Raw genomic sequence first — 18,291 nt, 5'->3', positions numbered from 1 at the left:
ATTACATCGTGCAGAACACGACGGAGATTGCGAATATCTTCGGCGCTGTGACCGGTACGCTGACGATGATGCTGGCGAGCATTGCGGCAATCTCTCTGGTCGTGGGCGGCGTGGGGATCATGAATATCATGCTCGTCTCTGTCACCGAACGAACACGCGAGATTGGGATCCGGATGGCCGTTGGTGCGCGGGCGAATGATATCCTCAGGCAGTTTCTTGTCGAAGCGGTTCTGCTGTCGTGTGTCGGGGGCCTGATTGGTTTTCTGCTGGGCGTCGGTGCCTCCGTCGGACTGGTGACCCTGATCAATTCGTTCACCACCGGCACCAAGTGGACGCACGAAGTTTCGATTACGGCCGGCATCGTCGCTTTTTTGTTTGCCGCCGCGGTTGGGGTCTTCTTCGGTTACTACCCGGCACGCAGAGCCAGTCGCCTCGATCCGATTGAAGCCCTGCGCTACGAGTAATGCCTTGACTCGCAGCCGGCCCACGGGAGCCCTCCCGTAAACCCTTGCAGGGGTATAGGTCTCGGCATTTGACCGGCCTCAATCACTATTGTGCATTGTTTAACGAGCGAATTTCGCAGGCAGGAATGGGCTCCGCTGAAGTCGCGAATGGAAACCGAAGTCACGTTTGGGCCGATGCTCGCCCGATGAGAACGAGTCCGGAGAACTCTGTCGGCGGGGGCGGTAGTGGGGGGGCAGAGTTGGAGGGGTGGTGGCTATTGTTGTGGAAACCTCTTGCGGCTGACGCCGCCACGGTAGCCGCGAAGACGCGGCAACCGTGGCTATCCTTGAGTGGAGGGTGAGAGTCGGTCCGCACAGGGCATGGAACGCAGTTACTCGGCTTCCAGTCGGCCCTGAAAGAGTTTCGAAAGGGGGGACTTCAACAGGGCGGATCGGAAATGAGTCCGATAGGTACTCTGCAGGAGCGGTAACTCCGACTCGTCTGCGGCCAGTGTCATCAGCGAGATGCTGCCCATTTCGTCTGTCGATTCCTCGCCGAAGTGCACTCGCGCCGGGGGATCGCTGGGATTACGTGGATTGTCTTTCGAGTTATCGTAGGTGATCCGTGAATGCAACCGGGTCCCTTTGGGGAGTTTGACGAACTCTGCAAACCGGTACTGCTCTTGCCAGGCGAAGTCCCAGTCGGGGATAGAGAGGATTGTTCGCCGGGTGCCGTCGGGAAGTGTCGCCGTGAGCGTCATCGATTTGCCGAGATAGTGCGCGTGCGCTCCGACTCCGAAGGCCTCGACATCCACGGGAAGGACGAAGGTGTCTTCGATCACATACTCTTTTTCACCTGGTGGGATATCGATGCCTTTGAACGCGCCGAATGCGGGCGGTAGCTGGATCGGCATAAAGCGGCGATTCGAAGGCTTCTTGGCAAAGTAGATCCCGACTGTCGAGGTTTCTTCTTCGGCTTTTCCTGACGGATGAAAGTGGGTCGCCAGGATCAGGTCTGACCCGGCCGGAACCCGGTACGCCAACCCATTCGGCAGCAGGTGCGGCTGTGCTCCCAGTGCCCAGCCACCTAGCGCGCCGAATGCCGGTGCGCCCGGAGTCGCTCTCTTTCCCAGCGGACTTCGTTTCGGAGCGGTTTCGGGATCGTCGAAGGCCTGAGGTGGGACGGGGCTACCCCGCAATTTCATCATTGCTCCCATTCCTCCCTTGAACCCCGGTTCATCATCTTCGGCTTCCAGCTCACGGCCGCGTCCGGTGGCGTCGAAGAAGAACAGCGAATGATGGACGACCGAACGTGCGCTGGGACGAAAGGCGATGGCGGCGATGAAGTGTTCTTCGGTCAGGTCGAGCGGAATCGTGAAATTCCGGTAGATATCGGGACCATCCGCAGGAACCCGGTAGGGCTGCTTCATCGATACGACAAGGTCCGGTTCGCCCAAGGTCCATCCACTGGCGAACTCAGGGAGTGCGGGCAAGTCAGCTGCGTTTCCTTCGGGCATCCCCTGATCGACCCAGTTGGTAATGAGCTCGATTTGGTCCTTGGACAGTCGTCGTTCGTAGAGGAAGGGATAGTCTGCTGGTTCCGCTTTCCAGGGGGGCATCAGCCGTTGTTTGACGACGTCGGCAATCAGGTCCCCTCGTTCCTGAACATCGGCGTACGTCAGCAGAGGAAAGGGAGCTGCCTCGCCAGGCCGATGGCAGGTCGCACAGTTTTCAAAAATGATCGGAGCGATCTCTTTGGTAAAAGTCACATCCGCGAATGTGCTCGGCGTATGAGACCACCAAGTCAGGATGACTGCGACAAAGACAAGCTGGCAGCGAAAGGACAACATACCTAATCCCTAGCGAGTGAGTAGTCGGGCGTCTGTTTTCGGCTTGGGAATATAACAACCGATCGCTTTCGTCGTCTCCTGTGGAACGGGGACTCCCTGAAGAATCGCATCCAGTGCATTTCTGAGGTCATGCTGGGTGGCTTTATAGCGGCGTTTACCCAGCGCGGCGTAAAGATTATCGATACGTCCTCGATAAAGGCATTTCCCTTCAGCAGAGACCACGGCGACTTCCGGCGCGATGGTGACTTCTGTCTCGCGAACCAATTCGTAGGATAAGTCTCGCAATACGGGAATTTCATATCCATAGTCGGTCGCGTGTTTCTTAGCGTCCTCAACGGAAAGGTCAGGACTGACATAAACAATAAACGACGCGATCTCCTGTTCAGCATATTGGGCTGCGATCCGCTTGATCTCGGGTGCATAAGCGTTCGAGATGGGGCAGTCAGGCAGCAGAAAGAACAGGATCGTTGCCTTGGCCTTGGCATTCCTTAGAGGAGTATGAGTCTGTCCTTCGAGGTCGACCAGTTCCACGGTATTTTCGGGAGGAGCCGCCTGGAGAGCCGAGCTGTACAGCGTGACGCAGAGCATGAGAGTGAGCATCGCCCTGCCCATTCGGGGGGGACGGTGGGAGTCTTTTTGATCGAATTGGCTGGACATTGGCGGTCTCCGTAAACGTGGACGGGTCGTCATTTCTCGCCCGTGACCGGTCAGATCGCAAGTCATCGTGCTCCCGTCAGGCTTCAGCGGCACGTGCGAGAAACCGGTATCCGGTTCCGCGCACTGAGACGATATACCGGGGCTGTGCGGGATCGGGTTCAAGAATCTTGCGAAGTCGCAGGACGAAGTTGTCAATAGTCCGTGTCGTCACATCGGCGGACTGATCCCAGACCTCTTCGAGGATACGGTGCCGCGAAAGCACTTCCCCTTCGTGCTCAATGAAGTAGCGCAATAGTTGCATTTCCAGTGTGGTGAGTGCGTGCTTCTTGTCACCGACGGACACTTCAAACGACTGGAAGTCGATGCGGACATCGCCGAAGGTGTAAACGCCCGAGATGACCCCTTCACTGGTGGTCCCATTGGAGGTGACGTCGGTCAGAATGGTCCGGTGTCGCTCCATCAGGTTCTTGACACGGTTCAGCAGTTCGGGCAGTGCGAAGGGCTTTGTGATGTACTGGTCCGTGCCGACATCGAATGCATGCATGCGGTCTTCGACCAGCGTGCGTGCGCTCAGCACGATGATCGGGACCAGCTTATTGGTGGTCCGGATGGCAGAACAGATTTCGTATCCGCTCATCCCCGGCAGCATCAGGTCTAGAATGATCAGGTCGATGGGCGGGACCGCCGTGTGAAAAATCTTCAGGGCCGTCGGGCCATCACCGGCGAGCAGTACTTCGTACCCTTCCTGTTCGAAATTGAATTTCAATCCCAACGCGAGGGCTTCTTCGTCCTCGACAATTAAGATCCTCATCGATTTTGCCCCAATCGCCCGTTGATTTCTGATGAAAATCGTCCTCAAAAATGGTGGACGAGGAATCGATCCTCGTTCATCGCGAGACAATGGCGAATTGTAAGGCATCCGGCCGGGAAAAGAATTCGCTTTCTGGGATTCCGTCGTGACGCCCGGGTTAGGTGCTGCAGTTCCGTACCGCAATTCCGTGCTGCAGGAGAGATCGTTTTCCGCAGACGGCGAAAAAGAGAATTCGTCCGGTGTACGGCGTCGGGTCGAGTTAACGGAGGGGCTTGGCACGTCCTCCGTAACGGAGAGCCTGAGCGGCGAGTTCGATGACATCACTATCCATGCCGCTGGCTTCGAGCTGCCGAACGGCCGCATCGATGTCGTATTCGACCCGTTTCAGTTCGACTTGCCCGTTTTCGATGATGGCATATGCGGCACGGGGATCTCCATCCCGGGGTTGTCCTACGCTTCCCGGATTCAGGACCTGACGGTTTCCGAGCGTCAGGTGAAACGGAATATGGGTGTGTCCGACGCAAATGAAGTCAGCTTCGATATTCGTTAATCGCCGTTCCCAGCCTTCCGCGTCCGCAGCAAGATACTCATCCATCGGGTCGCGAGGTGTGGCATGAACGAGATGAAACCGCAGGTTGTCGATCGTCACGTTCTGGGTGACGGGGAGTTGGGAAAGATACTTCAAATGCGAAGGACGGAGGATTTCCCAATGCTGCTGTCGGGTGGCACCAGCAAGTCTGCGGAATCCCGTACCGACAGGGGGAGGCACCCGCTGTGCGACGGAGTGATCGTGGTTACCGCGAATCGCATAGGTGGCGTGTTTGCGTACCCAGTCGATGCAGGGGATGGGGTCCACGCCGTATTCGACGAGATCGCCGAGAAACAGACATTCGTCAAAAGTTTCACGAATGGAGCTCAAGGCCAGCCAGTTGGCGTGGATATCGGCTAGAACCAGGATTCTCATAGATCAGGTCGCAGATCTGTTTTTCTCGTTCATGGCGTGGCCCCGTCATGAAAGGGGTGATGGAAGTGAGCTGATTTCCGCTCCGACAGAATCTTGTGATTCTCCCAAGGTTCAGTTTAAAGCATCTTGACGATTGACGCGCGGGATCGATCTAATAGTGAGTCACTTCTTCATCGTACTTTCAAAAAAGAACGATCATGAGTTCATCCATCGATCATCTGACGCTGCGTGAAAAACTGCGTGATGCTGCCCATGGATTGCGTGAACTTGCCGAGCATCTCGAAATGGGATTTGTACCGAAAGTTCATGAACTCAGGAAGTTAAGCCGTCAGCCTGACCCGGGCTCGGATCAGCCCCCGGTTGCTGATGTTACGATTCGAAGCTATGTTTCTTCTGTTCTGGAAAGCGATCGCTTTACTGCAGGATTGAATGAGACGTTGGAAAAATACCTGAACTCAATACAAAAGGATGTGTCGGACGTCATTTTTCGCGGAAACGCCGGTTGAATCGTTCAGAACCGGACTTGATCCGCAATCGATGTACGGTGTTTTGGTTTTCCCCACTTGTCGGCAGGCTGTCACGGGCGAAGAATGCCGGCGGTCTCGGTTTCCATCAAGATTTCTATTCCCGTCGTACGACTTGATGCCCGTCAACCAAGCGCAAGCAACTCACGCACTTCTCGTTTGAGCCGTCTCAATACGGCGAGCAGATTCAATTTATGTATTCCCCTTTACGGCGTGCAACATGTCCAGCAGCCTGAATAAGCCTCAATCGGACTCGGGTCAGGGGACCAGCTCCGTATTGAGTTATTTGTGGCGCGGCAACAAAGGGGCCGGTCCCGAAACGGTGATCACGAATCCCCGCGTCATGTCCCTGACAGGATCGTCAGGCGATATCTCGGCGTCGGGCAATGACGTGGTTCCCCGCCTGTTTCCTACGGGGCATGACGCCGATCACGTCGCCGGCATCACCATCGGTCACTTTACGATTCAAAAGCGAATCGGTGTCGGCGGCATGGGCAGCGTGTTTCTCGCGCTGGACGACCGCTTGAAACGAGACGTCGCTTTGAAAGTGCTGGCGCCCTCTCTTTCACTGGATCAAACGTCCGTTCAGCGATTTCAAAATGAAGCCCAGGCCGCAGCTCGGCTGGATCACGATAACATCGCACGCGTCTTCTACTCGGGTGAAGAGGCCGGGCTGCATTACATCGCGTACGAGTACGTTCCGGGACAAAACCTGCGAGACCTGATTCGATCGAAAAAGTGGCTCGATCCCCCAGAAGCCGTCAACTACACGATTCAGCTCGCCGCCGCCCTGCACCACCTTTCGGGGGCCGGTGTCATCCATCGGGATATCAAGCCGTCGAACGTACTGATCACCCCGTTTGGCCGCGCGAAGCTGGTCGACCTGGGTCTTGCCCGCAAGACCTCGCTGGAAACCTCATTCGAATTGACGATTCCCGGAACAACCCTGGGAACATTCGACTATATCTCACCCGAACAGGCGCGTGATCCGCATAGCGTCGATGTCCGCAGCGATATCTACTCGCTGGGATGTACGCTGTACCACATGCTGACGGGAGAGCCCCCCTACCCTGAGGGGACGGTGCTGCAGAAACTGCTGGACCATCAGGACAAGGAACCCCCCGATCCAGCTCGCAAGAATCGCCGGGTCACGCCCATGCTGTCGCACGTCGTGCGGAAGATGATGGCCAGCGTCCCCGCGCGACGTTATTCGTCCCCTGCGGACCTGTTGCGCGATCTGTTAATTGTTGCTCGCAGCCTGGGGGCAGGAGCCGTCCCGGTTGACGGGCAAGTCTGGTTGACCGCGACCCGGTTCAAACCACCCTTCTGGCAAAGTAACTTCGGCTGGGTGGCCACCACCTGTGCGCTCTGTCTCCTGGTTGTTGCCGTTCAGTATTACCCCAAGCTGACCCAAGGGACGGCCGATCCGGGGCTCGCCGCAACTCGCCGGACAGCGCCCGCTGAGCCGTTCATTGTCGAGCCTCTGTTCCCAGACCGAAACGTTGAGACCGATTCGGGACGGGCCAAAGAGGACTTCGTGGTGAAGGTCCCCGACGATCCGAAGCGATCGTTGCTTGATTCGACCAGTTTCCTTGACCCGAAGAAACAGGCGACATCGACGATCGAACCCGAAGTCGCACGCGTCGAGCCGTTTCCACTGACGATTGGGACGATTCCCCAGGAACCCGCATTGCCCAGTGAGCGGCCCTCGACCCCTGCCGCCGAGCGTCCGACCATGTCCGAACGGACTACGCCGGAAAGGACTCCTCAGGAACGAGCCACGGCCGACCGAACGACGTCCGAAAGAATTGCGGAAACCAAGGCATCAGCAGAGATTGTTGCGCCGATTCGTATTGTGAACGGCAAGTCATACGACAGCCTGGAGGCGGCCTGTACCGAGGCGGCAGAAGCGGGCAGCATCATCGAGCTGAGGTACAACGGTGTCCGCAAGCCCGAACGACCGATTCGCCTGCCGAACAAAAAGCTGATCATTCGTGGTGCCGTCGGCTACCGACCCACGATTACGTTTGCTCCCACGGATCTCTCAGCGGATGGCTCACCTCACATGGTGACCGTGGCGGGGGGCTTGTTGGAGTTCGTAAACGTCGATCTGGCGATGGCAGTTCCCAACCGCGTGGGGATGGATCGCTGGGCGTTGTTCAGCCTGGAACGGCCTGAGCGAGTGCAGCTCAAGGGAGTCACTGTCACCGTCACCAATCCGTTCAGCAAGCCGGCCTGCATTTTTGAGCAGCGAGCACCGGTGGGGCAGAGTATTGATGGCATCGGTCTCCGCTTGGGCGGCATGCCGGTGGTGCCCCCTGAGACATTGATCACCGAAAGCTTTGTTCGGGGCGGTTGCGATCTGATTGTCATGCGCGACCCCGTCCCCGCACGATTTGAATTGAAAGATTCTGTCGTCGGCGTCGATGGAAACCTGCTTCAGTTGAAGCTCGTTTCCGACATGGTCGGGATGGAGCGGGAAAGCATCTCCCTGGAACTGGAACACGTGACCTGCCTCTTGGGACAAAGCCTGCTTTCGGTGGATGGGATGGGGGGGCTGTCTGAAAAGCTGCCGCCACTGTTCATCGATGCTCGCAATAACGTGATTTCGTGTGGACCGGGTCGACCTCTGATCTCCATGCGTGGTTTGTCGGAATTCATGGACTTCCAGCGGTCGTTTTCGTGGAAAGGCGATTTGAACTTCTACAACAGCATTGAGACGTTCCTGGAAATCTCGACCTCGCAGCTGAGTGGCAATTCTCCAGCATTCGACTATGCCCAATGGAAATCGTTCTGGGGATCGAATGAAGGGGTCCGTTCTGAAAATATGCGCGTAGTGAAAACGCCGGACAAGGTCTATTCCAGCCTCACGACAGATGACGTGGTACTGCTGGCCGATTCCAATCCAGCGATCAAAGGGGCCAGTGACGGTGACGCGGCGGGAGCCCCACTGAAAAAGCTGCCCTATCTTGATCGCACACGTGACGAGGACGCTCGGCGCTAGGGATTTGTCCGCAATGCAAGCGCGTTTGCCGCTGATCTTCGTCCGCAACCACGCAGAGCTCTCGCGCGCATCCGAAGCGAGAAGAGACTGTGCCAATGGGGAGGTGCTGCGTGAATGAGAAGTCTTGCATGGCTGTGGACTTCGAGGCCAGGACATCCCCCGTTACGGATTTCTGCGGGACAATGCGTCGGTTGATCGGCCAAAACGTCTGCGGGGGTCGCGTCGGATTCGGTCAGCCGCTAGCATGATGATCTGAATCTGACGAGAAACCGACCTTTCCTATTATTGGAGACCGCGTCGTCATGAGCGACTCCGTTTCACAGGCAGAAATCGAAGCTTCGATCGCCAAGCTCGGCAAGGCATATCAGTCTATCCGCGAGCAGATGTCGAAGGTGATCATCGGGCAGGATGATGTCATCGAACAGTTGCTGATCGCACTGTTCAGCCGTGGCCATTGCCTGCTGGAAGGGGTGCCGGGTCTGGCCAAGACACTGATGATCAGTACCCTGGCCCGCTGTCTCTCGATGAGCTTCGCACGCATTCAGTTTACCCCCGACCTGATGCCGGCCGACATCACCGGGACCGATGTGCTGCAAGAGAACCGTGAAACGGGCAAACGGGAGTTCCGTTTCATCACAGGTCCGCTGTTTCACAACGTCGTGCTGGCTGACGAAATCAATCGTACTCCACCGAAAACGCAAGCGGCGCTGCTTGAGGCGATGCAGGAACGCCAGGTGACCGTCGGTCAGATGCGTCACGTTCTGGCAGATCCGTTTTTCGTGCTGGCCACCCAGAACCCGATCGAGCAGGAAGGGACTTACTCGCTGCCCGAAGCGCAGCAGGACCGCTTCATGTTCAAGGTCTTCGTAAAGTATCCGACGTTCGCGGAAGAACGACAGATCGCCAAACGAACGACTTCGATCCAGGCCGACGACATTCAGCCGGTGCTGGACGCCGAAGAAATTCTGACGCTTCAAAAGCTGGTGCGGCAGGTTCCCGCCAGTGATCATGTGATTGATTACGCACTGGCGCTGGTGCGACAGACGCGCGTCGGTGAGGTGGGTGTACCGCAGTTCGTGGGTGAGCAACTCAGTTGGGGAGCCGGCCCGCGTGCCGTGCAGTTCCTGCTGCTGGGCGGGAAAGCCCGGGCGCTGCTGAATGGCCGGACGTACGTCTCGACAGACGATATTCAGGCCCTGGCGGCTCCGGTGCTGCGTCATCGCATCGTGGTCAATTTCTCGGCCGAGAGCGAGGGGATCACCTCGGACCACGTTGTCGAACAACTGATCAAGTCGACCCCGTCCAAAGAAGGCGAACTGACACGTGACCCAAACCTCGCGAAGATTTTTGCCGCCTGAAGCCATTGCGAGGATTTCCCGCTTGGAAATCCTCGCTCGCAATGTTGTGGAAGGCTTTCTGTCCGGTCTGCACCGCAGCCCCTACTTCGGTCAGTCCGTCGAATTTGCTCAGCACCGCGAGTATGCGCCGGGTGATGACATTCGACGAATCGACTGGAAAGTCTGGTCCAAGACCGACCGGTACTACATCAAGCAGTACGAAGAAGAGACCAACCTGCGGACCATGCTGCTGGTCGACCAGTCAGAGTCGATGCAGTTTGGTTCGGGCAAGCTGACCAAGTACGAATACGCCTGTCAGATTGCCGCTTCGCTGGCTTATCTGCTGCTGCGTCAACAGGACGCTGTCGGGATTACGACGTTCGATTCCGAAATCCGTTCACGTGTCCCCTTCAGCAGCAAGCAGAATCATCTGCACGCGATCCTGGCAACACTGGATCAGAACCAGCCATCAAAGAAGACGGACCTGCAACGTCTGCTGGCTCAGGTTGCCGACGAACAGACGCGACGAGGACTGATCGTCGTCATCTCGGACCTGTTCGTTGATCGGCCCGGACTGTTCAAAGGCCTGAAACTGCTCCGGACTCGCGGTCACGACGTAATGGTGATGCACGTCATGGACGATGAAGAACTCGACTTCCAGTACAGTGGCACCACCAAATTTGAAGGGATGGAAGAGACAGGCGACCTGGTCTGTGACCCGCGGGCTCTGCGCGAAGGGTATCTCAAGGCAGTGACAGAATTCGTCGACGACCTTCATCGGAACTGCGCTCGCCAGATGATCGACTTCCAGACGATTCGCACCAGTGAGCATCTCGACGCAGCCCTGGCTTACTATGTCACTCACCGTGTCGGCATGCGGAAATCGGTTCGTTCCTGAACGTACGGCGGGGGCTCGTGATCTTGCTCAGCCGCCGTCACGGAGGATTCACGCTCACGCGGCTCACCGGTCGTTCGGTCGCCGGGATGCAGGTGGTTGCGGGAAATTTGCCAACAGCCGCCTGAATGGTACCGGCGTCGACCAATTCTCCGTTCAGACATGATTCCCTGTGCGTCCCGGATACTTCGAAATCATGCTCACCACTTTGGCGACTTGGGCCCAGCGGGAATGGCTTGATCCGTTGCAGACACTCGCTGACATAAGGTGGTGGGACCATGTTCCGCTCACGACGGTGGAGTCCCTGCTCACGGAACTGAATCAGACTGCGTCGGCAGCCCCGGCGGTTCGCGCCAACGCGGTGCGAAAAGCCCTCGGACAAGCAATCCTTCTTGCCAGCAAGTTGCTGAAGGAGGGGGAGCCATCGAGTCGTGACCCGTGGTTGGCTCTCGCCGGTTCCCTTGGCACACTGCCCGATGCAGCGATTCCAGGATTGCTTGAAACGCTGTTCGGAAGGCCCCTGAACCGATTAGCGGCTTATGGTTCGCTGCGGCCTGGGGAGTCGAACTTCGATCAGGTCTCGATGATCAACGGTTGCTGGGTCGACGGGAAGGTAAAAGGACGGGTCTGGCAACCGGACGAGTACCTGGAGTTCGCGTGGGATGTCACTGCGCCGGCGATGGAAGTTCGCGTTCTGATATCGTCAGATTTGTACGAACACATCGAACGACTCGATCAATTCGAGGGGGAATGTTACCGGCGAATTCTCGTCCCCGTCTTGATCGCCGAAAGTGTCTCGATCTGTCATATTTATGAAGGGGTTCGCATAGGCTTCCGGGTTTGATCGTCGCAGCATCTTATCCCGCAGGCCCGGCAGCTGATCCACCCCGTTCGTCCCGTCATCTCCGTCAACAGATCACCACGTCACTGTCATCAATCAACTGAATAAGTCGGACCGAGCAATTCCCTTTCTCCAACAGGGCCTACTTCGAATGACGCATGATTCTCACCCTGCTGCTCAATCTCGATCTCGTAATTCTCACGCTCCTGCGTCGCGCCTGATCGTTGCCGCGTTGGCCGGACTATGGCTCGTTTGTCAGGGGCTCTCCGCAGAACTGAGCGGGGCCGAACAGGCCGCCGCCCGACCGGGGATGCTTGATCTTACCGAGGGCATCGTGGTCGCGCCCGAGGGGCTATCTGATCGCGAGAAGAAAGCGGTTTCACTACTGATCGAGGAAGTTCGCAAACGGACGATGGTCCGATGGACTGAACAGCAAAGCCTTCCGGTATCGAGCAACACTCCGGTCATTCTGGTCGGTCCCTTCAAGGTGATTCGCCCCGTGCTGTCGAAGTCGGGCTCCCGTGTGAAGTTGCCCGAGACGGCGGGGCCGAGTGAGGGATATCAGATCGAATCCCTTTCCTCCCCGAAACTCATCGCCGTTGTCGGCAACGATGAACGAGGTGTCCTGTTTGGTGTCGGACGGCTACTGCGGGAACTGCGGATGTCCCGCGGCCGGGTTGAACTCCCTGCGGACTTCCGTGAAACGTCCGCACCGGAAACTTCTTTGCGCGGTCACCAGTTGGGCTATCGTCAGAAGACGAATTCGTACGACGCCTGGGACGTGGACCATTGGGACCAGTACATTCGCGATCTGGCCCTCTTCGGGACCAATGCAATCGAGCTGATTCCACCTCGGTCGGACGATGCTCTCGACAGCCCTCATTTTCCCGTTCCACCGATGGAAATGATGGTCGAAATGTCCCGTCTGGCAGATGGGTACGGGCTGGACGTCTGGGTCTGGTACCCCGCCATGGATAAAGACTACGCCGACGCCGGGACCGTGGAATTTGCCCTGCGTGAATGGGAGGAAGTCTATAAGCGGCTCCCCCGTATTGATGTTGTCTTTGTCCCCGGGGGGGACCCGGGGCACACTCACCCGCTTCCGCTGATGGCCCTGCTGGAGAAGCAGGCGGCTCTGTTGCGGAAGTATCATCCCAAGGCCCAGATGTGGATGTCGCCTCAAAGCTTCAATAAGGACTGGGATGATGAGTTCTACCAGTTCATGAAGTCGGAACCGAAATGGCTGGATGGGATCGTTTTTGGCCCGCAGGTGCGGATGAGTCTTGAAGAGGTACGGCAGGCGATTCCTCAGCGGTATCCGATTCGGGGCTATCCAGACATCACCCATAGCACGAACTGTCAGCACCCTGTACCGGAATGGGACGTCGCCTTTGGAATTACGGAAGGACGCGAGGTGATCAACCCGCGCCCACTGAGTCAGGCCGAGATCTTCAAGTATTACCAGAAATCGACCGTCGGGTTTCTGACCTATTCTGAAGGGTGCAATGACGACGTAAATAAATTTGTCTGGAGCGGACTCGGCTGGAACAGCAAAACGCCCGTCATCGAAATCCTGCGGCAATACAGTCGCTACTTCATATCAGAGCAATTCACCGAGGAGTTTGCTCATGGTCTGCTGGCACTGGAACAGAACTGGGTGGGACCCTTACTCACTAATACAGGAGTGGAAACAACGCTGCATCAGTTTCAGGTTATGGAACAGACGGGGGGAGCACGCCTGCTGCTGAACTGGCGTTTCCAGCAGGCGCTCTACCGGGCCTACTATGATGCCTACCTGCGTGACCGGTTGATCGCAGAAACGGCTCAGCGGGCCGAAGCGGCGGATCTCCTGCGTCGGGCTGACCGCATCGGATCTCTCGTGGCGATCGCCCAGGCGGACGCGGTGCTGGATCAGGCCGATCTGAAGCAGGTTTCTCCGGCACGACGCGATCGAGTCAATGAATTGGGAGAAGCGCTGTACCAAAGCATCCGGATGCAGCTCAACAGCAAACTTCATCAGGGTGAGCATGGCCGGGGAACGTCGCAGGATACGATTGATCGACCATTGAATGATCGATTCTGGCTGAAGGGGCAGCTCACCCAGGTCCGAGCGGAGCAGAAGGAATCGCAGCGACTTCATGCCTTGAATGAAATCCTGAACCGAACGAATCCGGGGCCCGGCAGCTTTTATGACGACCTGGGAGATCCGCGTCGACAACCGCATCTGGTTCCTAATACCGTCCCGTTTGTCGAGAACCCCGACTTCCGTAAGTCCGTCTATACGAGTTTTGATTTTCGCGTCGATCGGCCGCGGGAATGGTGGACGAACGTGCTCTCGATGTATGACGCACCGCTCGTGATGCGATATGAAGGGCTCGACCCGAAGTCTCGTTATGTGGTCCGGGTTGTCTATTCGTCAGAACCGACTCGCAAATTGAAAGTCCGGATGGACGCGAATGGGGAAGTCGTCCATGACTGGATGTTCAAACCGGATGAAATGACACCGCTCGAATTCAACGTTCCCCCTTCCGCGACCAGTAAGGGTGAACTGACACTCCGCTGGACGCGCGAGCCCGGCATGGGTGGGAACGGACGGGGATGCCAGGTCGCCGAAGTCTGGCTGCTGAAGCAACCCTGATCCGCGTGGGCCACCGCCCGTTCGGCACGGTAGGACTCTCGGCACGTCGCTCTGTTAGCGGGGCCCCTTCGGCATGATCAACGCCGTGTGGGGCGATGCAGGGAACTATTCAACGAGCGGCCCGTGGAGGCAGTTGCCGAAGTCGCTATTCGTGCTGCTGACGGACGCGATCGTCGCTCGCTATATAGCGAGAAGTACCGCAACGGAGTACCGTAATCAGGCCTGCAGTCATCGATGTTCTATTCGCCGGGCAGGGACGCTCTATCGCGGAGCTGAAATGTTGCGAAAGCCAACGGTCTTCATTGGGTCTTCCTCGGAAGGGCTGAAAGTCGCTCAGGCGCTTGAGGCCGCCTTCGGTCAGCGAGCGGAAGTCGAAGCATGGAACTCTGGTGCCATTTTTCAGCGTCACCAGGACTTTCTGACCTCATTACTCAACACCGCCAGTCTCTATGAATTTGCGGTTCTCATTTTTACCAAGGACGATATCAGTGTGTCGCGCGGCAAGACGTATGCGGCCGCGCGGGACAATGTGCTGTTCGAGTTCGGGCTCTTCCTGGGCAAGCTGGGACCGCGGAGAGCGTTTACTCTTGTCGAAAGAGATCTCAAGATTCCCACCGATCTGCTGGGAATCACGCTCGATCAGTTCAGTCGCAAAAAAGACGGTCGTCCGACCGCCGAGTTTGCAGGAACAGCGGATAATATCGTCTCGCAGATCGTTACTCGGCATCACAATACGACCGAGTTTTCCCATCTGCCCGCGACGGCACTGGCAATCGGGTATTTTCATAACTTTCTGTCGCGCGTCCTGGATCAGTTAGATGATTTTGAGCCCGTACTCGTCGGCCGTCGCCGGTTCGATTACAGCACCTTTACGCTCCATGTCATTGTCCCGGATCGACTGGACGTTCTGGACCAGGATAAGTTCAAGAAGATTCTGCGCGGGCTGGAACCGGTGACGGTCAAGTGCCGACTTCGCGAGTTTCCCTTTTATATCAAGGGGATTCCTGCCGAGGGGACGACACATCTCGACTTGTTCGACATCCCCACAACGATGCGGGCCTCCCGAGAGACGATTTGTCGAGTCTTTCGTGAAGAATATGTCGGAGTGAATGATCTCCAGGTGCAGGCCGAGCGGCGCGAAGTATCGAACTTCGAGAGAACACTTCAGCTTCTGCTGAATGAGCACCCCCGATGGCAGCGTTACGTGAAGTTCGTCTATCTGTCCGATTTCCTTTGACGAACAAGTCCCAGCAACGCGTGCTGACGGCTCCCACTAGAGCTTCTACTAGAACAGTGCCGTGATGGGATTCCCATCGACAATGCGATGCGGCCGGCCGAGCGGGTCGTGAAGTTCTGCGTCGGGATTGATTCCCAGGCTATGGTAGATCGTCGCCAGCATGTCTTCCGGTGAGACCGGGTTGGATGCCGGGTAGGCCGCATCTTTGTCGCTGCTGCCGTAGACCTGTCCGCCACGGATCCCCCCTCCCGCCAGGATCGCGGATTGGACGCGCCCCCAGTGGTCACGCCCCTGCGTCGAATTCAGCATGGGCGTTCGCCCGAACTCACCGTACATGGCTACCAGGGTTTCATCCAGCAGGCCTCGTTCTGACAGGTCGTCCATCAGCGCCGCGAATCCGGGATCGAGGGACTTCAGGCAATACGGTTCGGTCAGCATGGACGTTCCCGCGTGGTTGTCCCACACGTTCGACACAACGCCGTTCGCGAAAACGGTCATCCACGAGATCGTTACCAGCCGCACACCCGCTTCCACCAGTCTGCGCGCCAGAAGCATCGATTCGCCCCATTCGTTCCGGCCATACTTGTCGCGTAGTGCCGGGTCTTCCTTGTCCAGATTGAAGGCATTCTGGGCAACGGAAGACGTGAGCATTCGGACCGCTTGATCACGATAAAGATCAATGTTTCGGGACGCCGCCAGTTGGTCGTAGCGTCGTTCCACCTGATCGATCGTGCGGACCAGTCCCTGACGTGCCAGCAGTCGTGTGTTGCTCAGGTCTTCCAGCAACGACATCGTGTGAGTTGGCTTTTCCGTTGAGCCCCCCGCTGCGGCCGCGATTTCCATGGGATCATGGGCCGCACCGAGCCAGCCAGCGTGAGTTCCCGAGTAGGTGACGCCGCTATGACCGATGGGGCGAGGGATGGTCACGGCAGCAGGAAGGACCCCCGGCTTCGAGAAGGCCGAGACCATCGACCCCAGGTTCGGTGCATCCAGACGATTGCGCTGATTTCGAGGGACGACGAGCGTATTGTTCACGCGTCCGGTTAACGTCCGATAGACGCTCGGTTCATGATTGTCGCTGTCGTGGGTTAATGAGCGGACGATGGCCAGTTTGTCGGTGTGCCGCGCGAAGTTCGGCATGTGCTCGCAGACGTCGATGCCCGGCGTCACCGTCTGGATGGGCTTGAACAGGCTGCGCATGGCTGACGGGGAATGCGGCTTCATGTCCCACAGATCCTGCTGAGGGGGGCCACCCCAAAGGTAGATCAAGATGCAGGACTTTGCTTTACCAGCGGGAGTACTGGCAGCCGAGGGGGAGCCGTTAGCACGCAGTTGGTCGGCCCGCAGCAGTTGAGGAAGCGTCACGGCCCCTAAGCCGAACTGACCCAAACGTAACATGGCGTCGCGACGGTGCAACATGGTGGTGGCTCATTCAGTGGTCGTTGAACGCGAGGCTGCCAATTGATGGTATCAATCGTTATTGATGCGATCAATGTGCATTCGTGCGAGTGAACCATCCGCCAGGAATCTCCTCCGCAGGGGGCAGCGAGTCAGGCTGGGTCGACGGACACGTTCAGGTCCGTCTTACTGCAGATCAGCGTCGTAGGTGATTCGCTGGTTCTTGACGAGGCGGTCGCATTCGATCGTCAGGGTGGGAGCGGAACCTCCTGCATCGATCGTGAATTCTTTCACTTCTCCTGGAAGCAGCCCCTTGAGTGACTCCTTCGACCGAATTCCGTTCACTGCGGGGTGCGCGTCGTAGTAGATTGGCGCGATTCCGTCGTTCCGGACTTCGACTTTCGCTGCTGTTGCCGTGGCCTCAAATCGGGTCACGCGGAAGCGGTAGCCGCACGCCAGACTGGCGTCGCGAATGCGTGCGGGTGGTTGATGACGGGGCTGGGCATCTCCGATCATGAACGAAATATGGAAGCGGGCTGCATGTTGCTCAAAGGGGATCCCGTGCGGGCCCTTCGCGGAGAGCGCGGCCGTCTGATCGATCTTCTCGAAAAAGCTGAACTCGCCCCCCGTCGGGGCAATCTTCCAGCGGTCGCGCCGCAGCGCTTCCCAGTTGGGCTCGTTGTACTGGCTGTGTTTGGCATGGTTGAAGGAGTCGTCAAAGACTCCAAAGGGCAGGTCCAGCAGTTGTGGATCCGAAGCGAAAGGGGCATGATCCCCCGCGGCATCGACCGAAATCATCCAGGGAGTCTCTCGGAATGTTTTCCCCAGGTGCAGGGCAAATTCGGATTGAAACTCGCGTGAGGGAAACGTCTGGCCCAGCTTCATGGGACCGTCGTAGATGTGGTATTCGGCCCACAATCCGAATCCAACTTCCACAAAGGCGATCCGGGGATCTCGATCGTATTTGTCTGCAAACGTCGTAAAAAATTCGAGGACGAACCGGCGGAGTTCAGGGTGCGACCAGTCCGGAAATCCCGTCGTTTTATTCTCGCTCTTGCCGGTGGTCTCTTTGTAGTCGGGTAACTTTTTGATGTAAGCCGGAACCCCGGTCGGCTTTGCCACGTAGGTGTCGTTCCAGCGAATGATCGCCTGATGACCGCGTGAAGCGACGGCGTCGAGTAACTCTTCCAGAACGCTCCAGTTGTATTGACCCTTCTCCGTGACAATCTGGTCGTACTGGAGATAGCTGTATTCCAGCTGGATCGGCGCTGTCTTGACCGCCCCGTTGGTGGCCCACAGGACAATCCCCGTCATGGGCTGAACAGAATCAATCTTCGCCGCGAGTTTCACCGGCCGAAAGTCGTCGGCCGACATCACCGGACCGGTCGCGTGAAGGATCAGCAGAGTAATTAACGTAGAGAGACACCCCAGGGAAGGAGCGGGAAGTTTGAAACGCGTGGCTGCTTGACCGCATTCGCTGACTGGCGTGGACATAGGGTAAGCTGCTTTCCATTTCGATGCTTGCGACGATGTTTTGACCGCACGGGAAGTTCAAGGGTAGACAGTCATGCTCATCGATGCGAGTCCTGCGGAAGCGTCCTTCCGGGGGCTGGGCTCCTGACGACGTTTTACTCCCGACCGATTTGATTCGAGGTTCCGGCAAGCGTAGAGTTCGCAGTCATTCCGTCCACT

At 57.5% G+C, this 18,291-nt stretch carries 14 protein-coding genes; 8 read left to right on the top strand and 6 right to left on the bottom strand.

What is annotated here, in order from left to right; genetic code table 11:
* Nucleotides 1-464 (top strand): ABC transporter permease (locus VGE80_RS01170; RefSeq protein WP_440591374.1); only part of this gene is annotated, 464 nt, incomplete at its 5' end.
* Between the two features lie 371 nt (nt 465-835).
* Here VGE80_RS01170 and VGE80_RS01165 read toward each other — a convergent pair.
* The 4 genes from VGE80_RS01165 to VGE80_RS01150 all read right to left on the bottom strand — a co-directional run bounded on the left by VGE80_RS01165 (nt 836) and on the right by VGE80_RS01150 (nt 4,725).
* Nucleotides 836-2,293 (bottom strand): c-type cytochrome, encoded by a 1,458-nt coding sequence (locus VGE80_RS01165; protein ID WP_440591373.1) that lies wholly within the window; start codon nt 2,291-2,293, stop codon nt 836-838.
* A 9-nt stretch (nt 2,294-2,302) separates the two neighbouring features.
* Nucleotides 2,303-2,950 (bottom strand): redoxin family protein, encoded by a 648-nt coding sequence (locus VGE80_RS01160; protein WP_397571565.1) that lies wholly within the window; start codon nt 2,948-2,950, stop codon nt 2,303-2,305.
* Nucleotides 2,951-3,026: 76 nt separating this feature from the next.
* The gene (locus VGE80_RS01155) at nt 3,027-3,761 is read right to left on the bottom strand and encodes a response regulator transcription factor (protein WP_373650214.1); all 735 of its coding nucleotides are present in this window, start codon (nt 3,759-3,761) and stop codon (nt 3,027-3,029) included.
* 259 nt (nt 3,762-4,020) lie between these two features.
* Nucleotides 4,021-4,725, bottom strand: coding sequence for a metallophosphoesterase family protein (locus VGE80_RS01150; RefSeq protein ID WP_440591372.1), 705 nt, complete (start codon nt 4,723-4,725; stop codon nt 4,021-4,023).
* 197 nt (nt 4,726-4,922) lie between these two features.
* On the opposite strand from VGE80_RS01150, the gene VGE80_RS01145 reads away from it, so the two are divergent.
* From VGE80_RS01145 to VGE80_RS01115, 7 genes are all read left to right on the top strand, one after another.
* Complete coding sequence (locus VGE80_RS01145; protein WP_373650216.1) at nt 4,923-5,231, top strand: hypothetical protein; 309 nt, start codon at nt 4,923-4,925, stop codon at nt 5,229-5,231.
* 238 nt (nt 5,232-5,469) lie between these two features.
* Entirely contained in the window at nt 5,470-8,253 is a 2,784-nt protein-coding gene (locus VGE80_RS01140; protein WP_440591371.1) for a serine/threonine protein kinase, read from the top strand.
* 302 nt (nt 8,254-8,555) lie between these two features.
* The gene (locus tag VGE80_RS01135; protein ID WP_397571563.1) at nt 8,556-9,611 is read left to right on the top strand and encodes an AAA family ATPase; all 1,056 of its coding nucleotides are present in this window, start codon (nt 8,556-8,558) and stop codon (nt 9,609-9,611) included.
* The gene (locus tag VGE80_RS01130; RefSeq protein WP_440591370.1) at nt 9,577-10,488 is read left to right on the top strand and encodes a DUF58 domain-containing protein; all 912 of its coding nucleotides are present in this window, start codon (nt 9,577-9,579) and stop codon (nt 10,486-10,488) included. The genes VGE80_RS01135 and VGE80_RS01130 overlap by 35 nt, the downstream gene beginning before the upstream one ends.
* Before the next feature lie 193 nt (nt 10,489-10,681).
* Nucleotides 10,682-11,329 carry a gamma-glutamylcyclotransferase gene (locus VGE80_RS01125; protein ID WP_440591369.1) on the top strand — a complete coding sequence of 216 codons (648 nt, stop codon included), beginning with the start codon at nt 10,682-10,684 and terminating at the stop codon, nt 11,327-11,329.
* 148 nt (nt 11,330-11,477) lie between these two features.
* The gene (locus VGE80_RS01120) at nt 11,478-13,964 is read left to right on the top strand and encodes a hypothetical protein (protein WP_397571560.1); all 2,487 of its coding nucleotides are present in this window, start codon (nt 11,478-11,480) and stop codon (nt 13,962-13,964) included.
* A gap of 73 nt (nt 13,965-14,037) precedes the next feature.
* The gene (locus VGE80_RS01115; RefSeq protein ID WP_373650222.1) at nt 14,038-15,201 is read left to right on the top strand and encodes a TIR domain-containing protein; all 1,164 of its coding nucleotides are present in this window, start codon (nt 14,038-14,040) and stop codon (nt 15,199-15,201) included.
* A 48-nt stretch (nt 15,202-15,249) separates the two neighbouring features.
* Here the strand turns inward: VGE80_RS01115 and VGE80_RS01110 are convergent, their stop codons facing one another.
* Both VGE80_RS01110 and VGE80_RS01105 read right to left on the bottom strand, forming a co-directional pair.
* Complete coding sequence (locus VGE80_RS01110; protein ID WP_440591368.1) at nt 15,250-16,620, bottom strand: DUF1501 domain-containing protein; 1,371 nt, start codon at nt 16,618-16,620, stop codon at nt 15,250-15,252.
* 165 nt (nt 16,621-16,785) lie between these two features.
* Nucleotides 16,786-18,093 (bottom strand): DUF4832 domain-containing protein, encoded by a 1,308-nt coding sequence (locus VGE80_RS01105; RefSeq protein WP_373650224.1) that lies wholly within the window; start codon nt 18,091-18,093, stop codon nt 16,786-16,788.
* Between the last annotated feature and the right edge of the window lie 198 nt (nt 18,094-18,291).

Source organism: Schlesneria sp. (genome assembly GCF_036405755.1).
Taxonomy (GTDB): domain Bacteria; phylum Planctomycetota; class Planctomycetia; order Planctomycetales; family Planctomycetaceae; genus Schlesneria; species Schlesneria sphaerica.
Note: the sequence above shows the minus strand (reverse complement) of the source record. Positions and strands in the feature narration are given on the sequence as shown.